This window comes from Cupriavidus sp. GW822-FHT06G04 (genome assembly GCF_058799075.1).
The window spans coordinates 1-25,805 of record NZ_JBXALD010000006.1 but is presented as its reverse complement, the minus strand read 5'-3'; the positions used below and the strand labels follow the sequence as shown (position 1 = coordinate 25,805).

General features: G+C 65.6%; 21 protein-coding genes. 10 read left to right on the top strand and 11 right to left on the bottom strand.

All coding sequences use genetic code 11. From position 1 onward, the window contains the following. Position 1 precedes the first annotated feature (1 nt). The 4 genes from AC1RKI_RS14840 to AC1RKI_RS14825 all read left to right on the top strand — a co-directional run bounded on the left by AC1RKI_RS14840 (position 2) and on the right by AC1RKI_RS14825 (position 4,211). On the top strand, positions 2-1,546 hold the full coding sequence (locus AC1RKI_RS14840) for an efflux transporter outer membrane subunit (protein ID WP_244787436.1): 1,545 nt from the start codon (positions 2-4) through the stop codon (positions 1,544-1,546). Continuing rightward, a complete protein-coding gene (locus tag AC1RKI_RS14835; RefSeq protein WP_150979095.1) occupies positions 1,539-2,651 on the top strand; it encodes an HlyD family secretion protein in 1,113 nt (370 codons plus the stop codon). The genes AC1RKI_RS14840 and AC1RKI_RS14835 overlap by 8 nt, the downstream gene beginning before the upstream one ends. Further along, positions 2,641-3,705, top strand: coding sequence for a DUF2955 domain-containing protein (locus AC1RKI_RS14830; RefSeq protein WP_492796454.1), 1,065 nt, complete (start codon positions 2,641-2,643; stop codon positions 3,703-3,705). The genes AC1RKI_RS14835 and AC1RKI_RS14830 overlap by 11 nt, the downstream gene beginning before the upstream one ends. A 65-nt stretch (positions 3,706-3,770) precedes the next feature. Then, positions 3,771-4,211 (top strand): ion channel, encoded by a 441-nt coding sequence (locus AC1RKI_RS14825; RefSeq protein WP_061955135.1) that lies wholly within the window; start codon positions 3,771-3,773, stop codon positions 4,209-4,211. A gap of 20 nt (positions 4,212-4,231) precedes the next feature. On the opposite strand, the gene AC1RKI_RS14820 is transcribed toward AC1RKI_RS14825, so the two are convergent. Beyond that, a complete protein-coding gene (locus tag AC1RKI_RS14820) occupies positions 4,232-5,251 on the bottom strand; it encodes an AraC family transcriptional regulator (RefSeq protein WP_492796456.1) in 1,020 nt (339 codons plus the stop codon). A gap of 204 nt (positions 5,252-5,455) precedes the next feature. Between AC1RKI_RS14820 and AC1RKI_RS14815 the strand changes: the two genes are divergently transcribed. Both AC1RKI_RS14815 and AC1RKI_RS14810 read left to right on the top strand, forming a co-directional pair. Next, positions 5,456-6,436, top strand: coding sequence for a quinone oxidoreductase family protein (locus AC1RKI_RS14815; protein ID WP_061955137.1), 981 nt, complete (start codon positions 5,456-5,458; stop codon positions 6,434-6,436). Between the two features lie 10 nt (positions 6,437-6,446). After that, positions 6,447-7,295 carry a TauD/TfdA dioxygenase family protein gene (locus AC1RKI_RS14810; protein WP_150979099.1) on the top strand — a complete coding sequence of 283 codons (849 nt, stop codon included), beginning with the start codon at positions 6,447-6,449 and terminating at the stop codon, positions 7,293-7,295. 140 nt (positions 7,296-7,435) lie between these two features. Here AC1RKI_RS14810 and AC1RKI_RS14805 read toward each other — a convergent pair whose 3' ends face one another. The 4 genes from AC1RKI_RS14805 to AC1RKI_RS14790 form a co-directional block, all read right to left on the bottom strand. Continuing rightward, positions 7,436-8,368: an MBL fold metallo-hydrolase gene (locus AC1RKI_RS14805; protein ID WP_492796458.1), complete on the bottom strand. Its 933-nt coding sequence runs from the start codon at positions 8,366-8,368 to the stop codon at positions 7,436-7,438. A 384-nt stretch (positions 8,369-8,752) separates the two neighbouring features. Then, positions 8,753-9,730 carry a tripartite tricarboxylate transporter substrate binding protein gene (locus tag AC1RKI_RS14800; protein WP_492796460.1) on the bottom strand — a complete coding sequence of 326 codons (978 nt, stop codon included), beginning with the start codon at positions 9,728-9,730 and terminating at the stop codon, positions 8,753-8,755. A 145-nt stretch (positions 9,731-9,875) separates the two neighbouring features. Beyond that, positions 9,876-10,091: a DUF1289 domain-containing protein gene (locus AC1RKI_RS14795; protein WP_061955143.1), complete on the bottom strand. Its 216-nt coding sequence runs from the start codon at positions 10,089-10,091 to the stop codon at positions 9,876-9,878. Positions 10,092-10,122: 31 nt separating this feature from the next. Further along, positions 10,123-11,181 carry a beta-keto acid cleavage family enzyme gene (locus tag AC1RKI_RS14790; RefSeq protein ID WP_061955231.1) on the bottom strand — a complete coding sequence of 353 codons (1,059 nt, stop codon included), beginning with the start codon at positions 11,179-11,181 and terminating at the stop codon, positions 10,123-10,125. Positions 11,182-11,295: 114 nt separating this feature from the next. Between AC1RKI_RS14790 and AC1RKI_RS14785 the strand changes: the two genes are divergently transcribed. After that, positions 11,296-12,318, top strand: a complete 1,023-nt coding sequence (locus tag AC1RKI_RS14785) for an AraC family transcriptional regulator (RefSeq protein WP_492796462.1) — start codon at positions 11,296-11,298, stop codon at positions 12,316-12,318. A 127-nt stretch (positions 12,319-12,445) separates the two neighbouring features. Here AC1RKI_RS14785 and AC1RKI_RS14780 read toward each other — a convergent pair whose 3' ends face one another. The 5 genes from AC1RKI_RS14780 to AC1RKI_RS14760 all read right to left on the bottom strand — a co-directional run bounded on the left by AC1RKI_RS14780 (position 12,446) and on the right by AC1RKI_RS14760 (position 19,309). Continuing rightward, positions 12,446-13,609 (bottom strand): porin, encoded by a 1,164-nt coding sequence (locus AC1RKI_RS14780; RefSeq protein WP_061955147.1) that lies wholly within the window; start codon positions 13,607-13,609, stop codon positions 12,446-12,448. A 93-nt stretch (positions 13,610-13,702) separates the two neighbouring features. Continuing rightward, positions 13,703-14,320, bottom strand: a complete 618-nt coding sequence (locus AC1RKI_RS14775; RefSeq protein ID WP_492796487.1) for an RBBP9/YdeN family alpha/beta hydrolase — start codon at positions 14,318-14,320, stop codon at positions 13,703-13,705. A gap of 36 nt (positions 14,321-14,356) precedes the next feature. Continuing rightward, entirely contained in the window at positions 14,357-15,691 is a 1,335-nt protein-coding gene (locus AC1RKI_RS14770; RefSeq protein ID WP_492796464.1) for an MFS transporter, read from the bottom strand. 245 nt (positions 15,692-15,936) lie between these two features. Then, entirely contained in the window at positions 15,937-17,628 is a 1,692-nt protein-coding gene (gene aspT, locus AC1RKI_RS14765; protein WP_061955149.1) for an aspartate-alanine antiporter, read from the bottom strand. A 58-nt stretch (positions 17,629-17,686) separates the two neighbouring features. After that, positions 17,687-19,309 (bottom strand): bifunctional aspartate transaminase/aspartate 4-decarboxylase, encoded by a 1,623-nt coding sequence (locus AC1RKI_RS14760; RefSeq protein ID WP_492796466.1) that lies wholly within the window; start codon positions 19,307-19,309, stop codon positions 17,687-17,689. A 244-nt stretch (positions 19,310-19,553) separates the two neighbouring features. Here AC1RKI_RS14760 and AC1RKI_RS14755 point away from each other — a divergent pair, with 244 nt between their 5' ends. Both AC1RKI_RS14755 and AC1RKI_RS14750 read left to right on the top strand, forming a co-directional pair. Then, positions 19,554-21,263, top strand: a complete 1,710-nt coding sequence (locus AC1RKI_RS14755; protein WP_150979104.1) for a SulP family inorganic anion transporter — start codon at positions 19,554-19,556, stop codon at positions 21,261-21,263. Positions 21,264-21,551: 288 nt separating this feature from the next. Continuing rightward, a complete protein-coding gene (locus AC1RKI_RS14750; RefSeq protein WP_492796468.1) occupies positions 21,552-23,438 on the top strand; it encodes a PhoX family protein in 1,887 nt (628 codons plus the stop codon). Between the two features lie 57 nt (positions 23,439-23,495). Here AC1RKI_RS14750 and AC1RKI_RS14745 read toward each other — a convergent pair whose 3' ends face one another. After that, entirely contained in the window at positions 23,496-24,161 is a 666-nt protein-coding gene (locus AC1RKI_RS14745; RefSeq protein WP_492796470.1) for a glutathione S-transferase family protein, read from the bottom strand. 124 nt (positions 24,162-24,285) lie between these two features. Here AC1RKI_RS14745 and AC1RKI_RS14740 point away from each other — a divergent pair, with 124 nt between their 5' ends. After that, complete coding sequence (locus AC1RKI_RS14740) at positions 24,286-25,713, top strand: ISNCY family transposase (protein ID WP_492796472.1); 1,428 nt, start codon at positions 24,286-24,288, stop codon at positions 25,711-25,713. Positions 25,714-25,805 lie beyond the last annotated feature (92 nt).

Below are 25,805 nucleotides of genomic sequence, written 5' to 3'. Positions count from 1 at the left end.
GATGTCGCCGCACGCCGCCCCATGGATCGCGCTGGCCATGGCGGCCAGCGGCTGCACCATGCTCGGCCCCGATTTCCAGACGCAGCGCGAGGCCTGGTCCGGCCAGTGGCATGACGAGGCCGTGGCGGATGCCACCACACAGCAGGACGCGCCGGACATGCGGCAATGGTGGCGCGTGTTCGACGATCCCGTGCTCGATGCGCTGATGGCCCAAGCCGACGCCAACGACGCTGGCGTGCGCGTCGCCGGACTGCGCGTGATGGAGGCGCGCGCGCAATTGGGCATGGCGCTGGCGGGGCGCTTTCCGCAGATGCAGCAGGCGGGCGCCGATGCGCTGTATGTGCGCAGCCGGCAGTCGGGCGCAACGGCACAGACCAGCCGCGTCTGGGAATACAGCGCTGGCGTCGACATCGGCTGGGAACTCGATTTCTGGGGACGCTTCGCGCGTGCCATCGAATCGGCCGACGCCGCGTACTTTGCCGCCCAGGCCAACCACGAGAGCGCGCTGGTGCTGCTGCATGCGCAACTGGCGTCCACCTACTTTGCGATGCGCACGGCCGAGGCGCGCTTGCGTATCGCCCGCGACAACGCGCGGCTGCAGAAGCGCAGTTTCGAAATCACCGAGAAACTGTTCAGGGCGGGCGAAAGCGACGAGCTCGATTTCCAGCAGGCACGTACGCAGTATCTGGGCACCCTCAGCACCGAGCCCGTGCTGGAAACGCAGATCGTTCAGGCGCGCAATGCGCTGGCCATCCTGACGGGCCACCCGCCGTCGCCGCTGCGCGAGCTCGACGCCAACGCGGACCGCGAGGGCGTGGTCCCGCTGATCGACCGCGCGGTACTGCAGGACGTGCCCGCCAGCCTGCTGCTGCGGCGTCCCGACGTGCGCGCCGCAGAATTGAAGATGGCGGCGCAATCGGCGCAGATCGGGGTCGCGCGCGCCGATCTTTTTCCAGCGGTGTCGCTGATCGGCAGCATCGGCTGGTCGGCCACGTCGTTGCCCGGCACACAGAACGGCCTGCTGCTGGTGGCCGGCCCCAGCGTGCGCTGGAACATCCTCGACTATGGCCGTATCACCAACAACGTGCGCGTGCAGGACGCACGCCTGCAACAGCTGATCGTCGCTTATCAGGACAGCGTGCGGCAGGCCGCGCGCGAAGCGGACGACGCGGCCAGCGGACTGGTGCGCGCGCTGCAGCGCGACGCGATCCTGCGCGACGCGGCGTATGCGGCGCAGCGCTCGCTGGCGCTGGCCAACGCCCTGTTCCGCGAGGGTTATTCGGACTTTCAGCGCGTGCTGGACGCGCAGCGCGCGCTGTTTTCGCAGCAGGACACCTATCTGCTCAATCGCGGCGACGCCGTGAACTTTCTGATCGCGCTCTACAAGGCGCTCGGCGGCGGCTGGTACACGGCGCAGCCGCTGGTCGACGACGCCACGCGCGAACAGATGCGCAAGCGCGTGTCATGGGGCGACCTGCTCGACGAAGCGCCGCGCGCGCCGATCGGCAAAGATTTGCCCGCACCCGAGCCAGCCGACCATGAGTGACGCCGCGCAGGACGCCCCCGTCGCGGCGCCACCCGCCGATCCTTCGCGCAAGACGATCCGCTGGATACTGGGCCTGATTGTCGTGAGCCTGACGTGGTATCTGCTGGCCGACCGCCTGACGCCATATACCCAGCAGGCGCGCGTGCAGGCCTTTGTGATCCCGGTGGCGCCCGATGTATCGGGCCGCATCACGCGCGTCTTCGTCCACAACAATCAGGACGTCGCGGCAGGCGCCGTGCTGTTCGAAGTCGATGCGCGCCAGTACCGGATTGCGGTGGACCGCGCGCGCGCCGATCTTGAAACCACGCGCCGGCAGATCGGCGCCAATACCGCCGGCATTGCCTCCGCGCAGGCGGGGCTGCGCGCGGCGCAGGCGAACGAACTCAAGGCGCGGCAGGACAGCGAGCGCCTGGAGCGGCTGTATCGCGATGATCCGGGGACGATATCGGTGCGCCGGCTGGAAGTGGCCCGCGCCACGCATGTGCAGGCCATCAGCCAGGTCAGCGCGGCGCGCGCCGAAGTGGATCGCGCGCGCGAGCAGCAGGGCGGATCGGAGGACGACAATGCCAAGCTGCGCAGTGCGGCGGCGGCGCTGGAAAAGGCCGAACTCGATCTGGCCAACGCCAGCGTGCGCGCGCGCAATCGCGGGCTGGTGACCGACCTGCGCGCCGAGGCCGATCGCTATGCCGCGGCGGGCCAGCCGGTCATGACGCTGATCGCGATCCACGACGTCTGGATCAGCGCCGACATGACTGAAAACAACCTTGGCAGACTGCGCCCCGGCACGCCGGTCGCCGTGGTGCTCGACGCCTATCCGGGCAAGGTTTTCGAGGGCACGATCCGCAGCATCGGGTATGGCGTCAGCGCAGGGCAGCAGCCGCCGCCGGGCGGCCTGCCCACCGTGCAAACCAGCCGCGACTGGTTGCGTCCTGCGCAGCGCTTTCCGGTGGTGGTCGATATCGACCCGGGCCAACTGGCCTCGCTGCACGGCATTCGCGTGGGCGGCCAGGCTGAAGTGATGGCATTCCCGCAGCCCGGTAATCCGCTCAATCCGCTGGGTCGGCTGTTTCTGTGGCTGATGAGCTGGCTGTCCTATGTCTACTGAATCGTCTAGTCAATCGTCTACTGAATCGCGGCCATCGTCGATCGCTGCCGCGCCGGCACGGCGCGCGATGCGGCTTGCGTTGGCAACGGCGCTGTGTGTTGGCGTGAGCTATGGCGCGCAGTTGCCGATACCGATGGTGGCGCCGGTGATGGCGGTCTACCTGTGCGTGTCGATGGACCGGGCGCTTTCGCTGCGCGCCGGTGTGGGGCTGGCGCTGATGGTGATGGCGACCACCGGCAGCGGCCTGTTGATCGCGCCGATTCTGCGGCAGGCGCCGTTCAGCGGAGTGCTGATCACGGGGCTGTGCCTGTTCCTCGCGTTTCGCCACGGGCTGCGCGGCGGCAATGCGCTGGTGTCGATGTTCCTGGCGGCCGGCGTGACGCTGATCGCCGCGGCAGGCACCACCAGCACCGCGCTGGCGCTGACGGTGGTGGAGGGCCTGGGCAAGGGTCTGCTGTGCGCGTCCGCGGCGCTGGGCGTGAGTGTGTGGCTGATTCCCGGGCCAGCCGCGCCACCGCGCGCCGCGCCCGCGCCCGCCATCGTTCCTGGCGATGCCGACCGCCTCGCATGGCGCGCCACGCTGGTCGTGATGCCGACTTTTCTGCTGGCCATGACGGACCCGGCCGCATACCTGCCGATCGTGATGAAGGCGATCGGCCTGGCGCGCCAGAGCTGCACCACGGCGCGCCAGGCAGCGCTCGAACTGGTCGGGTCCACGCTGATGGGCGGCCTGCTGGCGATGACGTTCTGGCTGGCGCTGGGCCTGTTCGTCCATCTCTGGATGTACTGCCTGTGGATGGCATTTATCGCGCTGCTGGTGGGGCGGCGGCTGTTTGGCCTGCGCAGCGCGCGCGCATCGCCCGGATTCTGGTCCAACAGCCTGGTGACGATGATCATCCTGCTCGGTCAATCGGTGGAAGACAGCGCCGCCGGCAAGGACGTGTATCGGGCGTTCGCGATCCGCATGGCACTGTTTACCGGCGTTTCGCTCTATGCGTACGCCATGCTGTTGCTGCTGGACCGGCGCCGGAGCGCGCCGCGCGCCACCGTATAGCGCCATATGGGCGCGCCGCCAAAGCCATCCGGCGCACATCGATTCACGCAACCAGGGAGTGCGTCATGCATCTGCATCTGCTCATCGCCGCGCCGGTGATGTTGGTGTGCCTGCTGCTGCAGTGCATCGTGGTGGCGGTCTGCCTGCGCTACGTCCATGTCGGCAGCGTGCGCACCGGCCGGCGGCCGTTCTGGACCGACGTTGCGCTGCTGGCGGCCGTGATGTTGCTGACGCTGCTGTGCAACTTTGCGCAGATGGCGGTGTGGGCCGCGCTGTTTGTGCTGCTTGGCGAGTTCGGCGAATTCTCGGCCGCGTTTTACCACTCGGCGGTCAACTTCGCCACGCTGGGCTATGGCGACATCGTGATGTCGGCACGCTGGCGCATGCTGGGCCCGATCGAGTCGGCGCACGGCATCCTGATGTTCGGACTGTCGACGGCGCTGATGACCGCCGCCGTGCTCGATGTGGTCAAGGTCAATTCCGCCCGGCGCAACGATGCGTCCTGACCCGATGGCGAGCGCGCGCGCTACGTTCGCGTTGCCGCGTCGGCCTTGCCCGCGTGCTCGCGACGCCAGACGTTGGGCGGCTGCCCAAATTGCGCTGAAAACCAGCGCGTGAAAGACGCCGCCGAACCGTAGCCAAGCAGTTCGGACACGCGCAGCAGCGAATAGGCCGGATTGCCGACGTAACGCTGCGCCAGATCGCGGCGCACTTCGGTCAGGATGTCGGTGAACGATTCGCCGGAGGCATCGAGCGCGCGCTGCATCGAGCGCAGGCTCAGGCCGATGCCCTGCGCCACGGCCTCGCTCGTGGCGCGGCCCATTGGCAGCATCAGGTAGACCGCATTGCGCACATCGCGCCCGATTGACGGCTGGTTGATGCGCGGGAGCGTATCGACGATGCGCTGCGCGTGGCGCGCCATGGCCGCATCGCCCATCGGATGCGGCATGTCGAGATCGGCGCGCAGGCAGACGATGCCGTTGAACTCGGCGTCGAACGCCAGCGGGCATCCGAATAACCGCCGATGCACGCGCGTGTCCGGCGGCGCCGCGTGCGTGAAGTTGACGCTGAGCGGATGCCACTGCGGGCCAAGCAGCGCGCGGCACAGGCGGAACACCACGCCCAGCGCTAGTTCCGTCGCTTGCCGCGACGGCGCGTCGAGCACCACTTCCTGGCGGATGATCACCACGTGGTCCGCGTCCTCGATCAGGATCGCCACCGATTCATTGACCAGATGGCGATAACGCACGATGGTGCCGAGCGCATCGCGCAGGGTCGGCTGGTGACTGATTAACAGGCTCATCGTGCCGAAATCGGACAACTGGCGCGATTCGGCCATGCGCAGTCCGAAAGTGGGGCAGTCGGCTGCGGCCGCAGCGGCCTCCAGTAGCGCCACGCACGCCTGCACCGGAATGCGCTGGTCGGGATCGGCCAGCAGCGCGCGGCTCAGTCCGACCCGGCGCAGCAGCGGCTGGCCGTCGAGATGCATGGCGGCGGCCACTTCGAAGAAGTTGGTCAGGGCCGCGGCGCGTATCAGCGTGCTCACCTTGTTTGTCCCCATGCGCACGTGTTGCGGGCGACGCGCGGCGGCGTGCCGGACCACGTGCTTGTCGTGATGGGCGGAATGATAGGGCCGCTGGCATGAAATGCAAAGTCTCCGGTGCCCGATGCAAAGCGGGGCAAGCCGTCGGCCACTAGATTTGCAGGCATGGCGGCGCGCATCGTGCCGCCGCGATCCTGGAGACAGACGATGGCCAAGGCAGTGCGCATGTACGAAACCGGCGGACCGGAGGTGCTTCGCTACGAAGACGTGGAAGTGGGCGAGCCCGGGCCGGGGCAGGTTCGCATCCGTCACGTGGCGGTGGGCCTGAACTATGCGGACACCTATTTCCGCAACGGCACGTATCCCGTGCCGCTGCCCGCCGGCATGGGCGTCGAGGCTTCCGGCGTGGTGCAGGCGGTGGGCGCGGGCGTGACCAACGTCGCGCTCGGCGACCGCGTGACCTATACCGGATTTCTGAACACGTTGGGCGCCTATAGCACCGAGCGCCTGGTGCCCGCTGCGCCGCTGATCCGTCTGCCGGAAAGCATCGGCTTCGAGACCGCTGCGGCCATGACGATGCGCGGCCTGACATCGGCCTACCTGATGCGCCGCATCCACGCGTTCGAGCCGGGCGACACGATCCTGCTGCACGCCGCTGCTGGCGGAGTGGGGCTGATCGTTTCGCAATGGGCCCGGCTGCTGGGCCTGAACGTGATCGGCACGGTTTCCACTGAAGCCAAGGCCGATGTGGCGCGCGCACATGGCTGCGATCACGTCATCAACTATTCGCGTGAGGACGTGGCCCGGCGCGTGCGCGAGATCACCGACGGCGTGGGTGCGGACGTGGTGTTCGACAGCGTCGGCAAGGACACCTTCATGTCTTCGCTCAATGCGCTGAAGCGGCGCGGCCTGCTGGTGTGCGTGGGCACGGCGTCCGGGCCGATTCCGCCGTTCGATCCCGTGCTGCTGGCGATGAAGGGATCGGTCTACCTGACGCGCCCGGCGCTGGCGGACTACATTGCCGATCCGGCCGAGAAAGCCACGCTGGCACGCGAGTTGTTCGACCACGTGGCAGCGGGCCGCATCCGCATCGAGATCAATCAGCGTTACGCGCTGGAAGACGCAGTGCAGGCGCATCGCGACCTGGAATCGCGCAAGACCACCGGATCGTCGATCTTCGTCATCTGAGGAACCCATCATGCAAGTGCAACCACTGACCTGCGCCCTCGGCGCGGAACTGATCGGCGTGAATCTTGGCGAAGCCGTGCGCAATGACGACCTGTTCGGGGCGATCCGCGAACAGTTGCTCAAGCACCGCGTGCTGTTCCTGCGCGGTCAGCAGATCAGCCGCGCCGAGCACGTTGCCTTCGCGCGCCGGTTCGGCGAACTGGAGGATCATCCGGTGGCGGGCAGCGATCCGGAGCATCCGGGTCTGGTGCGGATCTACAAATCACCCGATCAGCCGAACGATCGTTACGAGAACTGCTGGCATTCGGATACCACATGGCGCGAGGCGCCGCAGTTCGGCGCGGTGCTGCGCTGCGTGGCATGCCCGCCGGTGGGCGGTGACACGATGTGGGCCAACATGGCGCTGGCCTACGAACGGCTGCCCGACCAGGTCAAGACCCAGATCGCCGACCTGCGTGCGCGCCACAGTATCGAGGCCAGTTTCGGCGCCGCGATGCCGATTGAAAAGCGTCTGGCGCTCAAGGCGCAGTATCCGGACGCCGAACACCCGGTGGTGCGCACCCATCCCGAAACCGGCGAGAAGATCCTCTACGTGAACGGCTTCACGACGCACTTCACCAACTTCCACACACCGGGGCGCGTGCGCTTTGGCCAGGACGCCAATCCCGGTGCGGCGGACCTGCTGCGCTATCTGGTGTCGCAGGCGTATATCCCGGAATTCCAGGTACGGTGGCGCTGGCAGCCAGACAGCGTGGCGATCTGGGACAACACGGCCACGCAGCACTACGCGGTGATGGACTATGCCCCCTGCCATCGCAAGATGGAACGCGCGGGCATCATCGGCAGCGTGCCGTTCTGAACGGCAGCCGCCCCGATGTGCGGGCGGTTTTGATTTCGAATGAACCAAGCGCCGCGGGGCCTGAATCCCGCGGCGCTTGCCGTTGGCTGAAGACTTGGTGCGGCGGCGCCATCTTCATGACGATCGCCGATCGGCCGATTTCAGTAGTCCCACTGCACCGGCACGAAGCGGTAGCGGTCGCCTTGCCGTGCAACGTGACCGATCGACGGGAACGCCACGTGCGCGGCGGCCAGCATCGATCCCGTTTCGGCAGCTTCGTTCAGCAGCGCGATCCGCACGTCCACCGCCACTTCGGGCTCGTGCTCGAAGCCGTTTTGCCACGCCGGGTTGTCGAAGCCGACTTCGAACAGCGCATCGCCGACGAAGGTCAGCTTCTCGCCCTTCGATGCGACATCCACCACGCAGTGGCCGGGCGTGTGACCGCCGGTCACGCGCGCCGAGACGCCCGGCGCCACCTGCACGGTCTGGTCGAACTGCACGATGTTCTCGCCGTAGAGCTGCACAAACTTGGCTGCCGCCTTGCGCAGTGCGGGGGGAACCGCCTCGGGCATCACGGTCTTGCTGAAGTCCGGGTTCTTCCAGAATTCCACCTCGGCCGCCGCCACGTGGATGCGCACGTCGGGGCGCAGCTTGGCCTTGACGCCATCGATGTTCAGGCCGCCAACGTGATCCATGTGCATATGCGTGATCACGATGTCGGTGATTGCGGCGAGGTCGATGCCGGCGGTCTCCAGGCGCATCACCGAACGACCGGCGCGCGAGAAATACTCGAAGCCGTCGCCCACGCCCGAGTCAACCAGGATCAGGCGGTCGCCGCTGCGAATCAGCGCGATGTTCAGCGCCCAGTCGAACATGTCGCGCTGCAGGAAGCGGCTGTCGAACCAGTCGTTGCGGTCGCCTTCGCTCACGTTGGTGGACATGGTGGACGTCGGCAGCGGCAGAACGCCATCGCTGATCATCGCGACGTCGACGTCGCCGACGCGTACCGCGTAGCGGGACGATACGAGTTCGCCGGAGCCTTGCTTGCCAAGGCTGGCGGTAACCGGCTGCACATTGCGGGTGGTTGCGCTCATCTTCGTTAGTCCTGTCTGTAGGGTTGAGATACGCCGCGCGGTGCGGCGGTGCTGCCATATTTGCGGACCTGGTGGTCTGGACCGCGTCTTGACCGACTGTGGGGATGTGGTTCGGCGCGCGTCGTTGCGCGGCCATCCTCGTCGACCGTTCGACGGCTGCAACAGCTTGTGCGTCGATCGTCGGAACGGATTGTAGGTAGCCGAAGCGCGCGCCAGTAGCGTCGCGCGGGCGCTCATCGTGTTGTCTGAACGACAACAATCGACAGCAGGCGGACTGGTAAGGTGCAACGTGGCGGAGCCGGGACGAAAAAAAACCGCCTGCGGTGGCAGGCGGCTGGATGGTGGGTGTGGTGGCGGCCCGTGGTTGCGCCGGCGTTGCGCGCGTCAGGGCTGGATCCGGAAATTCTTGACGATGCTGGCGTTGCGATCGTATTCGGCGTGCAGCGAGCGCTCCAGTTCGTGCAGCGTCTGCGGCGGCATCGGTTCATAGCCGAGCGCTTCGAGTCGTTCGCGCACCTTGGGCTGGTTTGCGGCCTTGTACACGGCGTTCTGGATTTTCACGGACAGATCCATCGGCAGATGCGATGAGCCGATCACGCCCACCCAGTTGCTGAAATCGATATCGGGAAAGCCCTGTTCGGCAAAGGTCGGCACCTGCGGCAGCAGTGGCGAACGCGTCTTCGACGCCACCGCATACGGCTGCACCTTGCCAGCGCGAATCATCGGCAGCGATGTCACCATGCCGTCGTACATCAGGGGAATCTGTCCGCCCATGACCTGTGACAGCGCCGGGCCGGAACCCGCAAACGGCACGTGCTGCAGGTCCATGCCGGCTTCCTGGTTCATGATGGCCCCCGCATAGTGCGATGCCGTGCCCGCGCTGTACGACGCAAAGCTCAGCTTGCCCGGATTGGCCTTGACGTACGCGATCAGGCTCTTCAGATCCTTGGGCGGCAGTCCCGGCGCGCCTACCAGCACCATGCGCGAGCGGCCCACAGCGGCTAGTGGGCGGATGTCTTTCATCGTGTCGTAGGGCGTTTTTTGCACCTGCGGCACTTCGGTCAGCACATTGGTGGCCGTCACCATCACGGTCTGTCCGTCGGCCGGGGCGGCCAGCAGGGTGGCGATGGCGATCGCGCCGCCGCCGCCGGGCTTGTTGTCGACCACCACCGGCTGGCCCAGGTCAGCGGTAAGCTGCTCGGCCAGCAGCCGCGCCATTACGTCCATGGTGCCGCCGGCCGGCGCGGGCACCAGCATGCGGACCGGCTTGTTGGTCCATGCGTGGGCCGCGGGGATCAGCAGGGCCGCTGCGGCAAGCACCGCGGCGCGGCGGATGAAGAGCAAGGCGTTTCTCTTCGGCATGGTTGTCTCCTCCATCGTGTGGATATTGTAGGTGTGTAAAGAGCCGGACCTGCCCCGCGTGGGCTGAACAGGAAAGTGTCGGAATCTCAGCAGGTCCGGGAAAAGCAGGGGACATGCGCCGTGCGCGTAGCGGCGCGATGGCCGCTCAGGGCTGGCCGCCCGGCGGCGCCGCGTTGCCGCGCTGGCGCCGCGACGGCAACGCTTCCATCACGAACGCCCGCTGGGCATCGCTCATGCCGCTCCACAGGCCGATCTCGACCGAGGTGCGCCAGCATCCCTGGCAATATTTGCGCGCGGCGTCGAGCCGGCAGATGTTGATGCAGGGATTGGGCACTGGCGTGCATGCGTCGGGCGTCGACATGGCCTATTGCGTAGGGCGTATGGCGTGGCGGTCAGGCAGCGGCACGCAGCGGCGCGCGCTTCTGGCCCGGCTGGCGGTTGGGCAGCATGCCGTGTGCGGCGAGCGTTTCATCGACGCTGTCGTACCACGTACCGATGCGATAGATTTCGCGCGCTTCCTTGCCGCTGGCAATCTCGCGGCCCAGTTCATGCGCCACGCGCACGCACTGCTGGATTTGCTGCACCGACGTCATGCGCCTGCCGTGCTGGTCGATGATGGTGTCCTCGATGCCGCAGCGCGGATGCATGCCCATCGCCATCGCCATCATGTTGAACGGCAGCACGTTCTTGAGCAGCGATTCGGCCGTCAGCGTGCAGCCGTCTGGCGCGCGATGAACGAAGTTGAAGAAGTTGAACGGGTTGGGACCGTCGAAGCCGCCGCCGATGCCGATCCACGTCAGGTTCAGCGGGCCCTTGTACGCGCCGGCGCGCACCATGCGTTCGAGCGTTTCCAGGGCGTGGATGCCGGTCAGCTGGAAATGCGGCTGGATGCCCGACGCGGACAGGCGGCGCAGATGCTCTTCGACCCAACCGGGACCGGCCGGCACGGTCATTTCGCGATAGGCCTCGATAAAGGCCGGATTGGACAGCGACGTACCCTCGAGATATTCGGGGTAGAGCAGTTCCATGATGTTCATCTGCGTGGTGTTGATTGCCACGGTCACCTGGTCGGGCTTCGGGTCCAGGTCCGCCAGCATGTGGCGCGTATCGTCGGACAGCCACACCGCGGCCTGACCTTCGTCTTCTGGTGCGAAGGAGATCGAGCCGCCCACCTGGATGATCATGTCGGGCACGGCCGCGCGCACGCCGGCAATCAGCTCGTTGAACTTCGACAGGCGCTTGGAGCCCTTGCCGTCGAGTTCGCGCACGTGCAGGTGCAGCACCGTGGCGCCGGCCTCGTAGCAGTCCACTGCCTTCTGAATCTGCGCTTCCATCGTCACCGGGATGTCTTCGGGGAAATCCTCGGGCATCCATTCCGGCCCATACGGGGCCACCGTGATGACCACTTTTTCCATGTTTTCCGGGTGCAGCGAATCGTCGAGAAATTGCATGTGCTGGCTCCATTGAAGGTGCGTTTCGGTGCTGGAAGTATCGATCAACGGCGCGCGGCAATTTGACGCTGCGGGACAGTCGATTTACATTTCGGGACAGTCAGGGAAAACACGATGTCCTATTACCTTCGCAGCGCAAGCCTTACCAACTACGTGGAAGTGGCGCGTGCGGTGGGGCTCGATCCCCACCAGATGCTGCGCAATGCACGGATCGGGCGCAACGCGCTGCTCGATCCCGATACACGCATTCCCGCCGCGTCGGTGGGCAGGCTGCTGGAAGCGTCGGCGTTGCTGGCAAACGCGCCCGATTTTGCGCTGCGCATGGCCGAGCTGCGCCAGTTCTCCAATCTCGGCCCGCTCGCCTTTGTAGTGCGCGAGGAACCGACGCTGCGCGGCGCGCTGGAATCGATGGTGCGGTACATGGGCCTGCAGAACGAGGCGCTGGCGATGCGCGTGGAAGATGTCGACGGCCTGGTCGTGATCCGCCTGCACATCCTCAGCGATGCGCCCGGATCGCTGCGCCAGGCTACCGAACTAGCCGCAGGCGTGGTGTATCGCATGCTGAGCCTGTTCCTGGGGCCGTCGTGGCGGCCGCGCAGCATCTGCTTTTCGCATGCGCCGCCCGAAAGCCACGCAGCATATTTGCGCGTGTTCGGCATGCAGGCGCTGTTCAACCAGGATTTCGATGGCATCGTGTGTGTGGCGTCGGACCTGAACGCGCCGCTGCCTTCGTACGATCCGGTCATGGCGCAGCAGGTGCGGCGCTATCTGCACGCGTTGCTGGCGCAGTCCAACGCCAGCATGGCCGACAAGGTGCGCAGGCTGGTGCACGCACTGCTGGCGGGCGGCACGTGTTCCGTGGATCGCGTGGCGCTGCAGCTTGGCGTCGACCGCCGCACCGTGCATCGCTGGCTGCAGCAGGAAGGCACCACCTATTCGGAGGTGGTCAACGACGCGCGCAAGACGCTGGTCACGCGTTATATCGAGAATCGCGCACGGCCGCTGTCGGAAGTGGCCACCTTGCTCGGCTTCTCATCGCTGAGCGCGTTCTCGCGCTGGTTTGGCACGCAGTTTGGCTGCAGCGTATCGAAGTGGCGCGCCACGCATGGCGCAGCGCATGACTCGCCCGCACCATGAAAAATGGCCACGCCGGCATCGTGCCGGGTGGCCCATGCGGTTCGGTTCGTGCCGGGCGGGGTAAGAGATCCCGATACCAACCGACTGCCGCACGCGAGATACTGGACGCGTCAGTCGATGGCAGGCATCAGAACTTGTGGCGCACGCCGATCGCCACACCGATCATGTTGCTCTGGCCGTTGGCGAGCGCGTAGCTGTTGCCCAGCGACAGGCTGTTGGCGTAGACGGTCGCCAGCGATTCCATCATCAGGCCCGCGTTCTTGGCGTAGGCCGTGGTGAGATAGACATCGGTGCGCTTCGAGAACGCATAGTTGGCGACGAAGGCAATCTGCCATGGATTGGGGGCGTTGGCGCCGTACAGGTTCTTGACGTCGTCATAGTTGTATTCGAGCGTCAGGCCGACGGCTGGCGTCAGCTGGTAGTTGGCGCCGATCCAGTAGAAGTCGTCGCGCTGGAGGGTGTCGCCCGCGGCGTTCTTGTTCTGGCCCCAGCGATAACCGCCCATGATCTTGGCAACGTTGCCGAAGGTATAACTGGCGCCCACCGCGAGCTTCTTGAGCGTGCCGCTGCTGGTGCCGATGGTGGGATTCCACTGGTCATAGCCGACCGTCGCGCCGAACGGGCCGCTCTGCCAGGCCAGCGCCGCACCGTAGGCGGTGTCACGGCGGAACGATCCCGGCACCTCGCCATTGCCGCCGATCGGGATCGGCAAGCCCACCGAGGCCGGCAGCGCCAGGCCGGTGCCGAACGAATAGTGCGCCAACGCGGTCACCGGCCCGAACTTGCCGGTGTACTTGACGGTGTTGTCCTCGCGGAAGTTGGCGCCCGATTGCAGCACCACGGGCTCGTACTGCGTGGCATACGCGGTCGGCGAAAAGTTGGCCAGCGCCTCGAACATCGAGGTGTATTGGCGGCCCAGGCTGATTTGCCCGAAACGTGCATCGGATAATCCCAGGAAAGCCTGGCGGCCAAACAGCCGGCCGCTTTGCTGCAGCGTGCCGTTGTCGAGGCTGAAACCGCTCTCCAGCACGAACACGCCACTGAGGCCGCCGCCCAGGTCCTCGGTGCCGCGCAAGCCCCAGCGCGAGCCCGCCAGACCGCCGGAACTCATGCGGTACACGTCGTGCGACGGGCCGGGATTGAAGCCGTTCGCCGCGGTAGGCACGGCGCCCACGTGGTTCACGTATTCCATGTTGATGTCGGCCACGCCATACAGAATGACGTTCGATTGCGCGAAAGCGCTGCCGGTGCACGCAAGCAATGCGGCCATGGCCATGCCCTTGAGCTTCATGTGACAAGTCTCCTCTTGTGTTTTTTGTGCTGAATTGCTGCGGTTTTTCCGTCGGAAATTACAACGTGGGGTACTGCGGATGACTGCGAAAACCTATTGCGCTGAACCGTTGGGTGCGCTCGGTGCCGGGTGCGACGTCAGTGCCACCAGCCTCCCGATCAGCGCCTTGGCTTGCGGCCATGGCCCGAAGCCGGCAGCGGGATTCAGATGACCGACTTCGCCCAGGTCCTCGATCCAGCAACCCCAATCGCCGGCCAGATCGGCGGCACGCTCGAACGCCGCAAGCGGATCGTTGCGGCTCGCGGCCAGTAGCGCGGGGAAGGGCAACGGGCCGCGTGGCACCGGCAGCCAGCCGTGCTGGTCCAGCGTCGCCATGTCGGGATAGCCGGGCGGCATCGGGCGCTCGAGATCGGCCGGCGTTGCCAGCAGCGCACCGCGCACGCGGCCCAGATGAGCCGAGCCGCTGTGGACCCAATGCGCGGTGATCATCACGCCGGCGCTGTGCGCGACCAGCATCACGGGGCCGTCGATGGCGGCCATGGCCGCGTCCAGTGCGGCGACACGCGCTGCGCGGCTAAGCTTGTCGATCTCCAGCGGCGGCACGCTGCGCGCGTTTGGCAGTTCGGCCTGCAACAGCGTTTGCCAGTGCTCGGCAACGTGGTCGCGCAGACCGGGGACGATCAGGATCGTGGTGTCGGATGGCAGGTGCATCGTCATCGTCATCGTCAGTCGGTGTCGTGGAAGAAATCAGGCGTACCGGCCGCGCTGCGCCAGGCGCAACAGGTCGGCCGAATAGGTGCGGCGTCCGATCACGAAGCACAGCGCGGCCAGCAACGCACCGAGCGTGAGCCACTGCAACGCGAGCGACAGGCCGATGTGGTCGGCCAGTACGCCGGCCAGATATGGCCCCGGCGCCAGGCCGATCAGGTTGTTGGCGAGCGTCAGCGTGGCGAATGCCGTGGCGTGGATGCTCGGGTCGGTGAGGTTGGCCACCGCCGCGCTGGCCGGTCCGGCGCTGCCGCCGGCCAGCAGCATGCCGCCCGCCATCAGCGCCAGTTGCGCCGCGCCGGGCGCCATATGAAATCCAGTGAAGAGCAGGGCGAAGCAACCCACGCTGTAGAGCATGGCCATGCGCCACTTCAGCGCGGGCGTGCGGCGCGCTACGCGGTCGGTCAGCACGCCGCACATGATCATGCCGGCGCCGCCGGCCAGCACGAAGCCGGCCGATGCCAGGCCCGCGGGCGCCGTGGCCATGCCGTAGTAGCGGCCAAGATAGCTCGGCATCCACGCCAGCAGCGACCCCATCACCAGCAACTGCAAGGCGCTGCCCACGTACGCGCACAGGATCGAGCGCGACGAGAACAGCGCCGCGGGCAGGGCGCGGATCGACATGGCGCAGCCCGGCGCGGCGGCGGGGTGCGAAGGCTCGACTGTTACGCGCTGCTGCTGCAGTCGGCGTTCGGTCACGACCATGCGGTACAGCACAACCAGCACCAGCCCGAACAGCGCCATGCCGGCAAACGCAAAGCGCCAGCCGAAATGAGCCGAGATCACGCCGCCGAGCGCCATGCCCAACACCGATCCGAAAGCGCCGCCGGCGATGAACGCCGCGCTGAGCGTGGAGCGCATGTCGCGCGGAAACACCGAGAGCACCAGCGCGATGCCGACGCTGCCGTAGGCCGCTTCGCCAACGCCCACGCATAGCCTGGCGACGAACATCGCGCCGAACGAATTGGCCTGCGCGCATCCGAGCGTGGCCAGACTCCACAGCAACGCCATCAGCGTGAGGCTGCGCACGTGTCCCCAACGGTCGGCGAGCATCGACAGCGGCACGGTCAGCACGCCCACCATCAGCGCCACCACGCCGCCGAGCGCGCCGAGGCTGGCGTCGCTCAGCAGCCATTCCGCCTTGAGCAGCGGAAACAGTGCGTTGAGCACCTGGCGCGACATGTAGTCGGACAACAGCAGGCAAAAGCTCAATGCAAAGACCAGCCAGGGGTAATGGCGCGAACGCGGTGGGCCGCCGTTACGGGCCGGAGCGTCCGCATAGGTGCGGTTGCGGTTGCGGTTGCGTGGGAACATGAAAACCGTCTCCTCGAATACTTGCGCCACAGCAGGTGAAAACCTGCTTGCGGCTACGCGCGCCGGGCTGGCCGCGACGAGCGAAGTATCCCGTATTGGGAGGCGACGATTTGATTATCCGTGACAACGGTTTTGCATTTTGGGACAGTGCGGGAAAACCCGTTGGACGTCAGGCGGCGCTTGCTGCGCCCCCAAGGCCCTGGGGCGATAACCGCAGACACGCGGCGTATGCGCGCGGTCCTGCGTCAGGACAGGATGATGATGATCACCATGCCCCAGATCGTCAGCAGCGTGTTGCCCACGGCATACGTAACCGTGTAGCCAAGCCCGGGCACCTGGCTCTTGGCCGCTTCGCACACCATGCCGAGCGCGGCCGTTGTGGTGCGCGCGCCGGCGCAGATGCCGAGGATCAGCGCGGGGTGAAACTTGAACACGAACTTTGCCAGCAGCATGCCGAGAAGCAGCGGCACGGTGGTGGCGAAAATGCCCCACAGGAACAGGCTGATGCCGAGCTTCTGCAGCCCGGCGACAAAGCCGGGCCCGGCGGAAATGCCGACCACGGCGATGAACACGTTCAGGCCCACCGAGTTCATGAACCACAACGTCGGTTCGGGGATCCGTCCAAAGGTTGGATGAATGGCACGGAACCAGCCGAACACGATGCCGGCGATCAGCGATCCGCCTGCCGTCGAAATCGTCAGCGGGATGCCGGCCACGTTGATCACGACGGCGCCGATCAGCGCGCCGACGGTAATGGCAAGCGACACGAACGCCACGTCAGTCACGGTGGTGGGGCGATCGACGTAGCCGATCTCGCGTGCGGCGGCGTTGATGTCCTGCGTGCGCCCGACCACGGTGATCACGTCGCCGCGATATAGGCGCGTCTTGGGCAGCACCGGGATCACTGTCTCGGTCGGGCCGCGCTTGATCTTTTTCAGGAACACGCCGCGCGCGCCGGGCCAGCGCGCGAGCTCCTGCAGCGTCTTGTCGTCGACCTTCTTATTGGTGATGTAGATGTCGACGCCTTCGGTCGGGATGTTCAGCAATTCCGCATCTTCCACCTCGCGTCCGCTCGGTCCCAGCCGCAGAATCATCTGGTCGCGCTTGCCGCCGATCGCCACCACGTCCTGCGCTTCGATCACGGTGGTGCGGTCGATCTCGATGATCTTGCCGTTGCGCCGGATCCGCTCCACAAATGCGCGCACGCCTTCGCGTGTGCCGGCCTCGATCTCGCCGACCGTGCGGCCGATGAACGGGCTGTCCTGCGCCACGGAATACGCGCGCATCTCGAAGTCATGCCATTCGGTCGCCCCATCGGCGCTGGCCGAGCCGGCGCCCAGCATCGTCTCGTATTCCTTGCATGCCGCCACCAGATCGATATTGAGCAGTTTGGGCCCCAGCTGCGCCAGGATGATGGCCGAGCCCACGGTGCCGAAGATATAGGTCACCGCATAGGCGATGGGCATGCCGTCCAGCAGGACCTTGGTTTCCTCGGGCGAGCGCCCCAGCCGATTGATGGCGTCGGTGGCCAGCCCCATCGATGCGGAGATGGTCTGCGACCCCGCGAACAGGCCCGCCGCCGAACCGAGATCGTAGCCGGCGATCTTCGCCGCCACGGCCGCCGCTGCCAGCGAGAAGACCGCCATGATTGCCGCGAAGATCGCCTGCGGCAGCCCGTCCTTGGCAATGCCGCGCACGAACTGCGGCCCCACGCCGTAGCCCACGGCAAACAGGAACATCAGGAAGAACACCGACTTCACGTTGGCCGAGATCTTGACGCCCAGGATGCCGATGACAATGGCCACCAGCAGGGTCGACGTCACAGCGCCAAGGCTGAAGCCCTTGAAGCTCTTGCCGCCGACCCAGTACCCGATGCCCAGCGCAAGGAATATGGCGATCTCCGGATAGGCCTTCAGCGTGTCAACGAACCAGGTCATGATGTTTCCCTCTTGTTATCGGCGTCCGAACTGCGTGCTGGCGTTGCCCGGGGTGCGCCTATTTTTTCTTGGCCTTGCCCTCTTTGCCCTCTTTGCCCGCGGCGCGGTAGCGTTCCAGGTATTCGTCGCGCAGCTTGCGCACGGATCGACCGATCTTGACGTAATCCTCCTCGTTCAGGTTGGCCAGCGAGACGCGGCCTGACGGATGTCGCGTGCCGAAACCTCCGCCCGGCAGCAGCACCACGCCGGCTTCTTCGGCCAGGCGGAACAGCAGTTCGTGCGGCTCGATCGAATCGAGCAGCCACGCGACGAAATCGGGACCGACTTCTCGGCTCATCTGCTCCACGTCGAGCAGCGTGTAGTAATCGACCACGTTAGCGTCGACCGGCGCCGGCGGCGTGCCCATGCCGCGGTACAGCGCGGCCTTGCGGCTGCGGATCAGCTGCTTCATCGTTTGCTTGTACGTTTCGGCCGTATCCACGAGCGAGAACAGCGAAAACAACACCATCTGCACCTGCTGCGGCGTGGACAGGCCGGCGGTGTGGTTCAGCGCCACGGTGCGGCTGTCGGCCACCACGCGGTCGATGAACAGCAATTTTTCCGGCTTGGTGGTGATCGACGCATAGCGCTGATTGAGGCCGTGGCGCTCGTCCTTGGGCAGGTCAGCGATCTTGGCGTCGAGCAGGTTCGACTTGTGCGTGGCGATCACGCCGAGCCGCCAGCCGGTGGCACCGAAGTACTTCGAGTACGAGTACACGAGGATCGTGTTGTGCGGACACATTGCGAACAGGGAGACAAAGTTGTCGGCAAACGTGCCGTACACATCGTCGGTCAGAATGATCAGGTCCGGACGCTCCTTGACGATCTCGGCCAGATATTCCAGGCTTTCGTCGCTGACGCGCACGGAGGGCGGGTTGCTGGGATTGACCAGGAAGAACGCCTTCACCTTGGGGTTGCGCAGCTTGTCCAGTTCCTGCTTCGGATACTGCCAGCCGGCGGCGGGATCGGCGTCGATCGACAGTTCGGTCAGGTGGTATTCGGCCAGCTCCGGGATCTCGATGTACGGGGTGAAGATCGGCATGCCCAGCGCGATCGTGTCGCCCGCCTTCAGCAGATGATTCACGCGCATCGAGTTGAACAGGTAGGTCATCGCGGCCGTGCCGCCTTCCACGGCGTAGAGATCGAAGTCACCGGTGAACGGATGCTTGCCGATCATTTCCCTGCGGATGTACTGCTTGACGATCTTTTCGCTCAACCTGAGCATGCGGTCGGGCACCGGGTAGTTGCAGGCCAGGATGCCCTCGCACATTTCGTATAGAAAATCGCCGCCGTCGAGCCCCAACTGATCGCGCACATAGGAGACCGCGCCCGCCAGGAAGTGCACACCGGGCACATCGCGGTAATGGCGCGCAAACAGGTCAAAGCGCTCCTCGATGCCCGCGCGGCGCGGGAATCCGCCCACGCCCGGGCTCAGATACGAAAACGAGCGCTCCGATTCGGTCATCGCGAACAGCCCCAGTTGCCAGAATCCGTGTCTCGGAACGGTCGCAAGGAAGTTCGGATTGCCGCGCCCGGCATTGAGCATCAGCCGGTTACTGGTGCTGCCCGCAAGCTTGATCAGCTCGTCTTTCAGTTCGAATGGCGACAAGCTCGCCAGGCTGGACGTATCCCGTTTGCTCATTGCGCGTCTCCGGTGGCATGACGTAAGCCGACGCGAAGATCGCGTCGTACTCGTTCTCGATAGTCAACGTAGTGCGCGAAGGCGTGACGCTCAATTGGCCCAAAGGGATACCGCAATTCCCCGCGCCCGCGGCGCGCGCGGCGTCGTGAGTCCAAAGTCCAATGGCAAATCGGGGCCCGCGATGCAAAGGTAGTGGATGACTATCATCGAAACCTGATCGAGGCAAAACGGATCGCACACGGCCATGGCATTGCATCCACCCGCATCGCTGGACGGCGCACTGCGCTGGCTTCCCGGCATCGCGATACTGAAGGGGTATCAGGCTGCCTGGTTGCCGCGCGATCTGGCGGCCGGGCTGGTGCTGACCTCGATGCTGGTGCCGGTCGGGATCGCCTACGCGGAGGCGTCGGGCGTGGGGGGCGTCTACGGCTTGTACGCGACGATTGTCCCGCTGCTGGCCTATGCGCTGTTTGGCCCGAGCCGCATCCTTGTGCTCGGCCCGGACTCCGCGCTGGCCGCACCGATCCTTGCCGTGGTGCTCAGCGCATCGGCCGGAGACCCGGCTCGCGCGATCGCCACGGCCAGCCTAATGGCAATCGTCGCGGGCGTGTTCTGCATCACGCTGGGGCTGCTGCGGCTGGGATTCATCACGGAACTGCTATCGAAGCCGATTCGCTATGGCTACACCAACGGCATCGCGCTGACGGTGCTGGTCAGTCAGCTTCCCAAGCTGTTTGCCATCAAGGTCGACGATGCAGGACCGCTTGCCGAACTATGGCAGTTGGCCCAGTCGATCTTCGCCGGCAAGGCCAACTGGTACAGCTTTGCGGTAGGAGCGGGCAGCCTGGCGGTGATCCTGCTGCTCAAGCGCTTCCTGCGCATTCCCGGGCTGCTGATCGCGGTGGTGCTGGCCACGCTGGCGGTCATCGTTTTCGATCTGGACGCATTCGGCGTGAAGGTGCTGGGCGAGATTCCGCAAGGCTTGCCGGTGTTTGTGGTGCCATGGTTCGAGGGGGCGGATCTGGTCAAGATCGTGCTGGGCGGCTGTACGGTGGCACTGATTGCCTTTGCCGACACCAGCGTGCTCTCGCGCACGTTCGCCGCGCGCGCACGCGTGCATGTGGATCCCAACCAGGAAATGGTCGGGCTGGGCGTTGCCAACCTGGCGGCGGGGTTCTTCCAGGGGATTCCGGTCAGCAGTAGTGCGTCGCGCACGCCCGTGGCGGAAGCCGCCGGCGCGCGCACGCAGCTGACCGGGGTGGTCGGCGCGGTCGCGGTGGCCGTGCTGCTGATGTTCGCGCCCAAACTGCTGCGCGATCTGCCGCACAGCGCGCTGGCTGCCGTGGTGATCGCCGCGGCCCTCGGCCTGTTCGAGTTCAAGGATCTCAAGCGCATCTTCCGCATCCAGCAATGGGAGTTCTGGCTGTCGATGCTGTGCTTCGTCGCGGTGGCGGCGTTCGGCGCCATCCCCGGCATCTGCATCGCGGTGGCGCTGGCGATCATCGAATTCCTGTGGGACGGCTGGCGGCCGCATTTTGCCGTGCTGGGCCGCGTGCCGGGCCTGCGCGGCTACCACGACCTGCAGCGATATCCGCATGGCGAGCAGATTGCCGGGCTGGTGCTGTTCCGCTGGGATGCGCCGCTGTTCTTCGCCAATGCCGAACTGTTCCAGCAGCGGCTGCTGGAAGCCGTCGCGGCGGCGCCTACGCCGGTGCGCCGCGTGGTAGTTGCCGCCGAACCCGTGACCAGCGTCGACGTGACGTCGGCCGACATGCTGCGCGAACTTGCGCAAGCGCTGGCCGAAGACGGTATCGCACTACATTTCGCCGAGATGAAGGACCCGGTGCGCGACAAGCTCCGGCGCTTCGAACTGACCGATGTGTTCGGCGATGACCGCTTCCATCCGACCGTGGGCAGTGCGGTGGACGACTATCTCGCGGCGGGCGATCCGTAATGGCGTTGGGCCAAAGTCGGAACGAGCGCAGGGAAGGGCGCCGATGCAGCGATCGTTGGCGAATCGGCGCCTGCCATCCCACACGCCTGGCGTGTATCGACGAGGATCGAAGGGCTTGGATTGAGCGGCCCGAATCTCACCGTCCCGTCCGGGCATCTGACTATCTGACTGATTGTCCAGTCATTCAGTAACGAAACCGACACATCACTTCCCTAGTATCTGCGGCTGATCCCGAAACCGGGTGCTCTGCATGCAACGAGCGCCTGCCCCGCAAAGACTGGAGGAAGCATGTCGTATATCACTGACGAGTTGCGCGCACCGCGTCGCGAAGCCGAAGGCATCAAGACGGTTCCGGGCCAGACGCTCGAAGAACTGGTGGCAGCCAACCCGGCCCGCCGCCGCGTGCTGCGCGGCAGCCTCGGTATGTCGCTCTTGTCGGCATTCGGCGGCGGATCGCTGCTCGCGGCCTGCGGCGGCGACGACAATTCCGCGCCCGCTCCTGCGCCGGGTCCCGCACCGGCCCCGGCACCTGGCCCCACGCCGCAGCAGCCGCTCGATTACAGCGTCACCTTCAAGGGGCTCGATGCGAAGATCACGGCCAACCAGGTGACCGTGCCCGCGACCTACGAAAGCTATGTGCTGTTCTCCGCCGGCGATCCGGTTGCGCCGGGCGCGGTCGGGTACAAGGGCGCATTTCAGACGTCGATGGAAACCGAACAGCAGGCCGGTGGCAATCACGACGGCATGCACTTTTTCGAAATCCCGGGCGTCGATCCGCAAAAGGGCGGCCTGCTGGTGATCAATCACGAAGCGCCGGATGCCGCAATCCTGATGTCCGGCTCGTACAACGCCGCCACGGCGACGCCCGAACAGAAGCGTCTCGTGCTGTCGTCGGTCGGTGTGTCCGTGATCGAGATCGAACTCGTTGCCGGCAAGTGGGGCGTCAAGCGCAACTCGCTGTACAACAAGCGTTACTCGGGCAATACCTCGTATCGCGTCTCCGGCCCGGCCGCCACGACGGTGGGACCGGTGGTCATCGGCACGCTCAACAATTGTTCCAGCGGCCATACGCCGTGGGGCACCTACCTGACGTGCGAGGAAACCACCGACAACTATCTGGATCCGACCCAGGCAGAGCAGGGCTACGGCTGGGTGGTCGAGATCGATCCGCTCCAGCAATTGAGTGGCCTGCCGGTGAAGCGCACTGCGATGGGCCGCTTCGATCATGAGAACACCGCGTTCATGACCACGGCCGATAACCGCGTGGCCTTCTACATGGGCGACGACGGCACGCCGGGCTGCATCTACAAGTTCATCCCGAGCGCCGCGTTCGACGCCACCAATCGCCTGAACAACGCCAGCCTGCTCGACACCGGCACGCTCTACGCGGCCAAGTTCAACGGCGACGGCACGGGCGAATGGGTCGAACTGACCCAGGGCAAGAACGGTCTCGTCGCCGGCGCGTCGGACCCCGGCAACTGGACCCAGGCCGCGCCGGGCGTCGTCACGCCGGTGAACGTCGATTTCAATACCCAGGCCGATGTGCTGGTCAACACCAAAGCCGCGGCCCGCGTTGCCGGCGCCACGCTGATGGACCGCCCGGAGTGGATCACGGTCGGTCAGGATCGGACGGTGTACTGCACGCTGACCAACAACGGCAGCCGCGTCCAGACCGATGCCGCCAACCCGCGCCCGAACAACTCGCACGGCCATATCATCCGTTGGCGCGAGGACGGCGATAGCCCGCTGGCCACCAAGTTCAAGTGGGAAATCCTGCTGCTGGCCGGCGATCCGTCGATTGCCGCCGCCAATCTCAAGGGCAACATGGTCGGCGCGACTTTCAGCAGCCCCGATGGCATCCGCGTCGATCCGAAGGGACGCCTCTGGGTGCAAACCGACGCCGGCACGGGTTCTTCCGTCACGAACATCTTCGGTGCCAACTCGATGCACTACGTCGATCAGGTCACGAAGGAAGTGCGGCGGCTGCTGGTCGGCCCGGTGGGATGCGAGATCACTGGCCTGGCCTATACGCCGGATCTGACCACGTTCTTCATCAACATCCAGCACCCGACCGGCACCGGCGCGGCAGGCGGAAACTGGCCCGACGCCAACCTCCCGTCGCGCTCGTCGACGGTGGTGGTGCGGCATCGCGAAGGCAAACCGGTAGGCGCCTGAGGGCAGGGCGCCGCGGAGTCTGAAACGACTCGGCGGCGCTATTGGTTCTGGTTCTTCTCAGCCTGCCGGATTGGCGGCATTGAAATCCGCCAGTTGCGCGTCGAAGGCCCGCTGGTACGCGGGCCGCGCTTCGCCCCGGCCGACGTAGGCCGCGAGATTCGAGAATTCGGCCAGCAGCCCTGACGACCGTAGCCGCAACAGCACCGACACCATCATCAGATCGCCCGCGCTGAACGCACCGTCGAGCCAGTCTGACTTGCCAAGGTGCGCGGACAGTTGCACCAGCCGATCGCGGATCCGACCCATGACCAGCGGCAGCCGCTCCGCCGCCCACGGCCGGTCGCCCTCCAGAAACTTGGCGACCGCAAGCTCCAGAATCGGCGGCTCCATAGTGTTGAGCGCGGCAAACATCCACGCAATCGCACGGGCGCGGGCATTGCCATCGTCAGGCAACAACCCCGGATAGCGCTGGGCAATATGGAGCACGATCGCGCCGGTCTCGAACAGAACCAGATCGCCTTCCTCAAAGGTAGGAATCTGCCCAAACGGATGCAGCGCCAAATGCGCAGGCTGTTTCATCGCCGCGAACGAGACATGCCGGACGCCATAAGCCACGCCAACTTCCTCGAGCGCCCAACGCACCCGCGTATCCCGCGCAAGCCCCCGACCGCCATCGGGCGATCGTTCAAAGGCCGTGATGATAGGGGGCTGGGGTGTGTTCATGGGGGATTTATTTGTGATTTAACATAACAAACATTATACGTACAAGAGATGTCACGGCCAAGTTGTAATGTCGTACCTGGGCTAGATTGAGATGTCGTACCCCATGGCTTCGTTGGAGCGCGACATGACACGACCGGACACCATCACCATGAGCCTGCGGGAACTGGATCGCTGCAAGGTCATCGAGGCCGTCGTGCGGGACGGTCTGATGGTCTGGCGCGCCGCCGAGAAGCTTGGCATCAGCCGGCGCCAGATCGAGCGGCTGGCGCAGCGCTACCGGCTGGACGGCCCACAGGGTCTGGTCTCCCGCCGCTGGGGGCAGCCCGGACACAACCAGCTCCCGCCAGGCGTCGAGGCGCGCGTGCGCGGCCTGATCCGCGACAGTTACGCCGATTTCGGCCCGACCTTGGCCGCCGAGAAGCTGCGCGAGCGTCACGGCATCGACTTGGCCAAGGAGACGGTGCGCCGGATCATGATCGACGCGGGATTCTGGGTGCCACGCAGGCAACGTCCGCCCCAGATCCATCAACCGCGCAATCGCCGGTCCTGTCTGGGCGAGTTGGTGCAGATCGACGGCAGCGATCACGCCTGGTTCGAGGACCGGGCGCCGGCCTGCACGCTGCTCGTCTTCGTGGACGACGCCACCGGCCGCCTGCTGCAATTGCTGTTCGTGCCGACAGAATCGACGCTGGCCTATTTCGCCGCCACACGCGCTTACCTCGAGCGCCATGGCAAGCCCCAAGCGTTCTATTCCGACAAGGCTGGCGTCTTTCGGGTCAATGCGAAGGACAATGCCGAAGGCCGCGGCTATACACAGTTCGGCCGGGCGTTGTACGAGCTCAACATCGATATCCTGTGCGCCAACACAAGTCAGGCCAAGGGCCGTGTCGAACGGATGAACGGTACCCTGCAGGACCGTCTGGTCAAGGAGCTGCGGCTGCACGGTATCACTTCGATGGAAGCGGCGAACAGGTTCGCCCCCATCTTCATGGTCGACTTCAACGCTCGCTTCGGCAAAACGCCGCGCAGCGAGTTCGATGCCCACCGGCCGCTGCGCGGCGACGAGGATCTGGCACGGATCTTCAGTTGGCGCGAGTGGCGCAAGGTGTCACAGAGCCTGACGCTGCAGTACGCCAAGGTGCTGTACCTGCTCGAAGATCTCCCGGAACACCGCGGCCTGATCCACCGATACATCGAGGTGGCCGAGTATCCGGATGGTCATGTCGAATTGTGGGCGGATGGCGCTTCCCTGCCCTACACCATCTACGATCGCTTCCCGGAGGTCGACCAGGGAGCAATCGTCGACAACAAGCGGCTGGGTCGGACACTGGCTATCGCAGCCGAGGTGCAGGCGTTGCGTGACAACCGCCGCTTCGCAGCCCCCTCACGCACGCTGCACGGCGAGCCGCCGCGGCCCGCCAAGGTGCCGCTGAACGTCAAGCGCCAGCGCTTGGTAAATCAACTCGACCTCGAACAGGCGCTGCGAAACCATCCTCTCTTCGCATCGAACGACGATTCAGTCGAGTGCCCTCCCAGGCCGCCGACCTCCTAGATGGCGCTTTACGGCCGAGGGTGTGTGAAAACGCCTTAGTTCAGCTCGCCGAAAGTCTAGGGACGTACCTAGGCCACGTTGGGCGCGAATCG

Excerpts from the sequence above, each read along its gene's own strand:
- AC1RKI_RS14815 (WP_061955137.1), top strand. The coding sequence starts at position 5,456 with ATGGCCAAGGCAGTGCGCATGTACGAAACCGGCGGACCGGAGGTGCTT.
- AC1RKI_RS14835 (WP_150979095.1), top strand. The coding sequence starts at position 1,539 with ATGAGTGACGCCGCGCAGGACGCCCCCGTCGCGGCGCCACCCGCCGAT.
- AC1RKI_RS14745 (WP_492796470.1), bottom strand. The coding sequence starts at position 24,161 with ATGAACACACCCCAGCCCCCTATCATCACGGCCTTTGAACGATCGCCC.
- AC1RKI_RS14740 (WP_492796472.1), top strand. The coding sequence starts at position 24,286 with ATGACACGACCGGACACCATCACCATGAGCCTGCGGGAACTGGATCGC.
- AC1RKI_RS14790 (WP_061955231.1), bottom strand. The coding sequence starts at position 11,181 with ATGCAATTTCTCGACGATTCGCTGCACCCGGAAAACATGGAAAAAGTG.
- AC1RKI_RS14785 (WP_492796462.1), top strand. The coding sequence starts at position 11,296 with ATGTCCTATTACCTTCGCAGCGCAAGCCTTACCAACTACGTGGAAGTG.
- AC1RKI_RS14795 (WP_061955143.1), bottom strand. The coding sequence starts at position 10,091 with ATGTCGACGCCCGACGCATGCACGCCAGTGCCCAATCCCTGCATCAAC.
- AC1RKI_RS14800 (WP_492796460.1), bottom strand. The coding sequence starts at position 9,730 with ATGCCGAAGAGAAACGCCTTGCTCTTCATCCGCCGCGCCGCGGTGCTT.
- aspT (WP_061955149.1), bottom strand. The coding sequence starts at position 17,628 with ATGACCTGGTTCGTTGACACGCTGAAGGCCTATCCGGAGATCGCCATA.
- AC1RKI_RS14755 (WP_150979104.1), top strand. The coding sequence starts at position 19,554 with ATGGCATTGCATCCACCCGCATCGCTGGACGGCGCACTGCGCTGGCTT.
- AC1RKI_RS14770 (WP_492796464.1), bottom strand. The coding sequence starts at position 15,691 with ATGTTCCCACGCAACCGCAACCGCAACCGCACCTATGCGGACGCTCCG.
- AC1RKI_RS14840 (WP_244787436.1), top strand. The coding sequence starts at position 2 with ATGTCGCCGCACGCCGCCCCATGGATCGCGCTGGCCATGGCGGCCAGC.
- AC1RKI_RS14780 (WP_061955147.1), bottom strand. The coding sequence starts at position 13,609 with ATGAAGCTCAAGGGCATGGCCATGGCCGCATTGCTTGCGTGCACCGGC.
- AC1RKI_RS14760 (WP_492796466.1), bottom strand. The coding sequence starts at position 19,309 with ATGAGCAAACGGGATACGTCCAGCCTGGCGAGCTTGTCGCCATTCGAA.
- AC1RKI_RS14825 (WP_061955135.1), top strand. The coding sequence starts at position 3,771 with ATGCATCTGCATCTGCTCATCGCCGCGCCGGTGATGTTGGTGTGCCTG.
- AC1RKI_RS14830 (WP_492796454.1), top strand. The coding sequence starts at position 2,641 with ATGTCTACTGAATCGTCTAGTCAATCGTCTACTGAATCGCGGCCATCG.
- AC1RKI_RS14750 (WP_492796468.1), top strand. The coding sequence starts at position 21,552 with ATGTCGTATATCACTGACGAGTTGCGCGCACCGCGTCGCGAAGCCGAA.
- AC1RKI_RS14810 (WP_150979099.1), top strand. The coding sequence starts at position 6,447 with ATGCAAGTGCAACCACTGACCTGCGCCCTCGGCGCGGAACTGATCGGC.
- AC1RKI_RS14775 (WP_492796487.1), bottom strand. The coding sequence starts at position 14,320 with ATGCACCTGCCATCCGACACCACGATCCTGATCGTCCCCGGTCTGCGC.
- AC1RKI_RS14805 (WP_492796458.1), bottom strand. The coding sequence starts at position 8,368 with ATGAGCGCAACCACCCGCAATGTGCAGCCGGTTACCGCCAGCCTTGGC.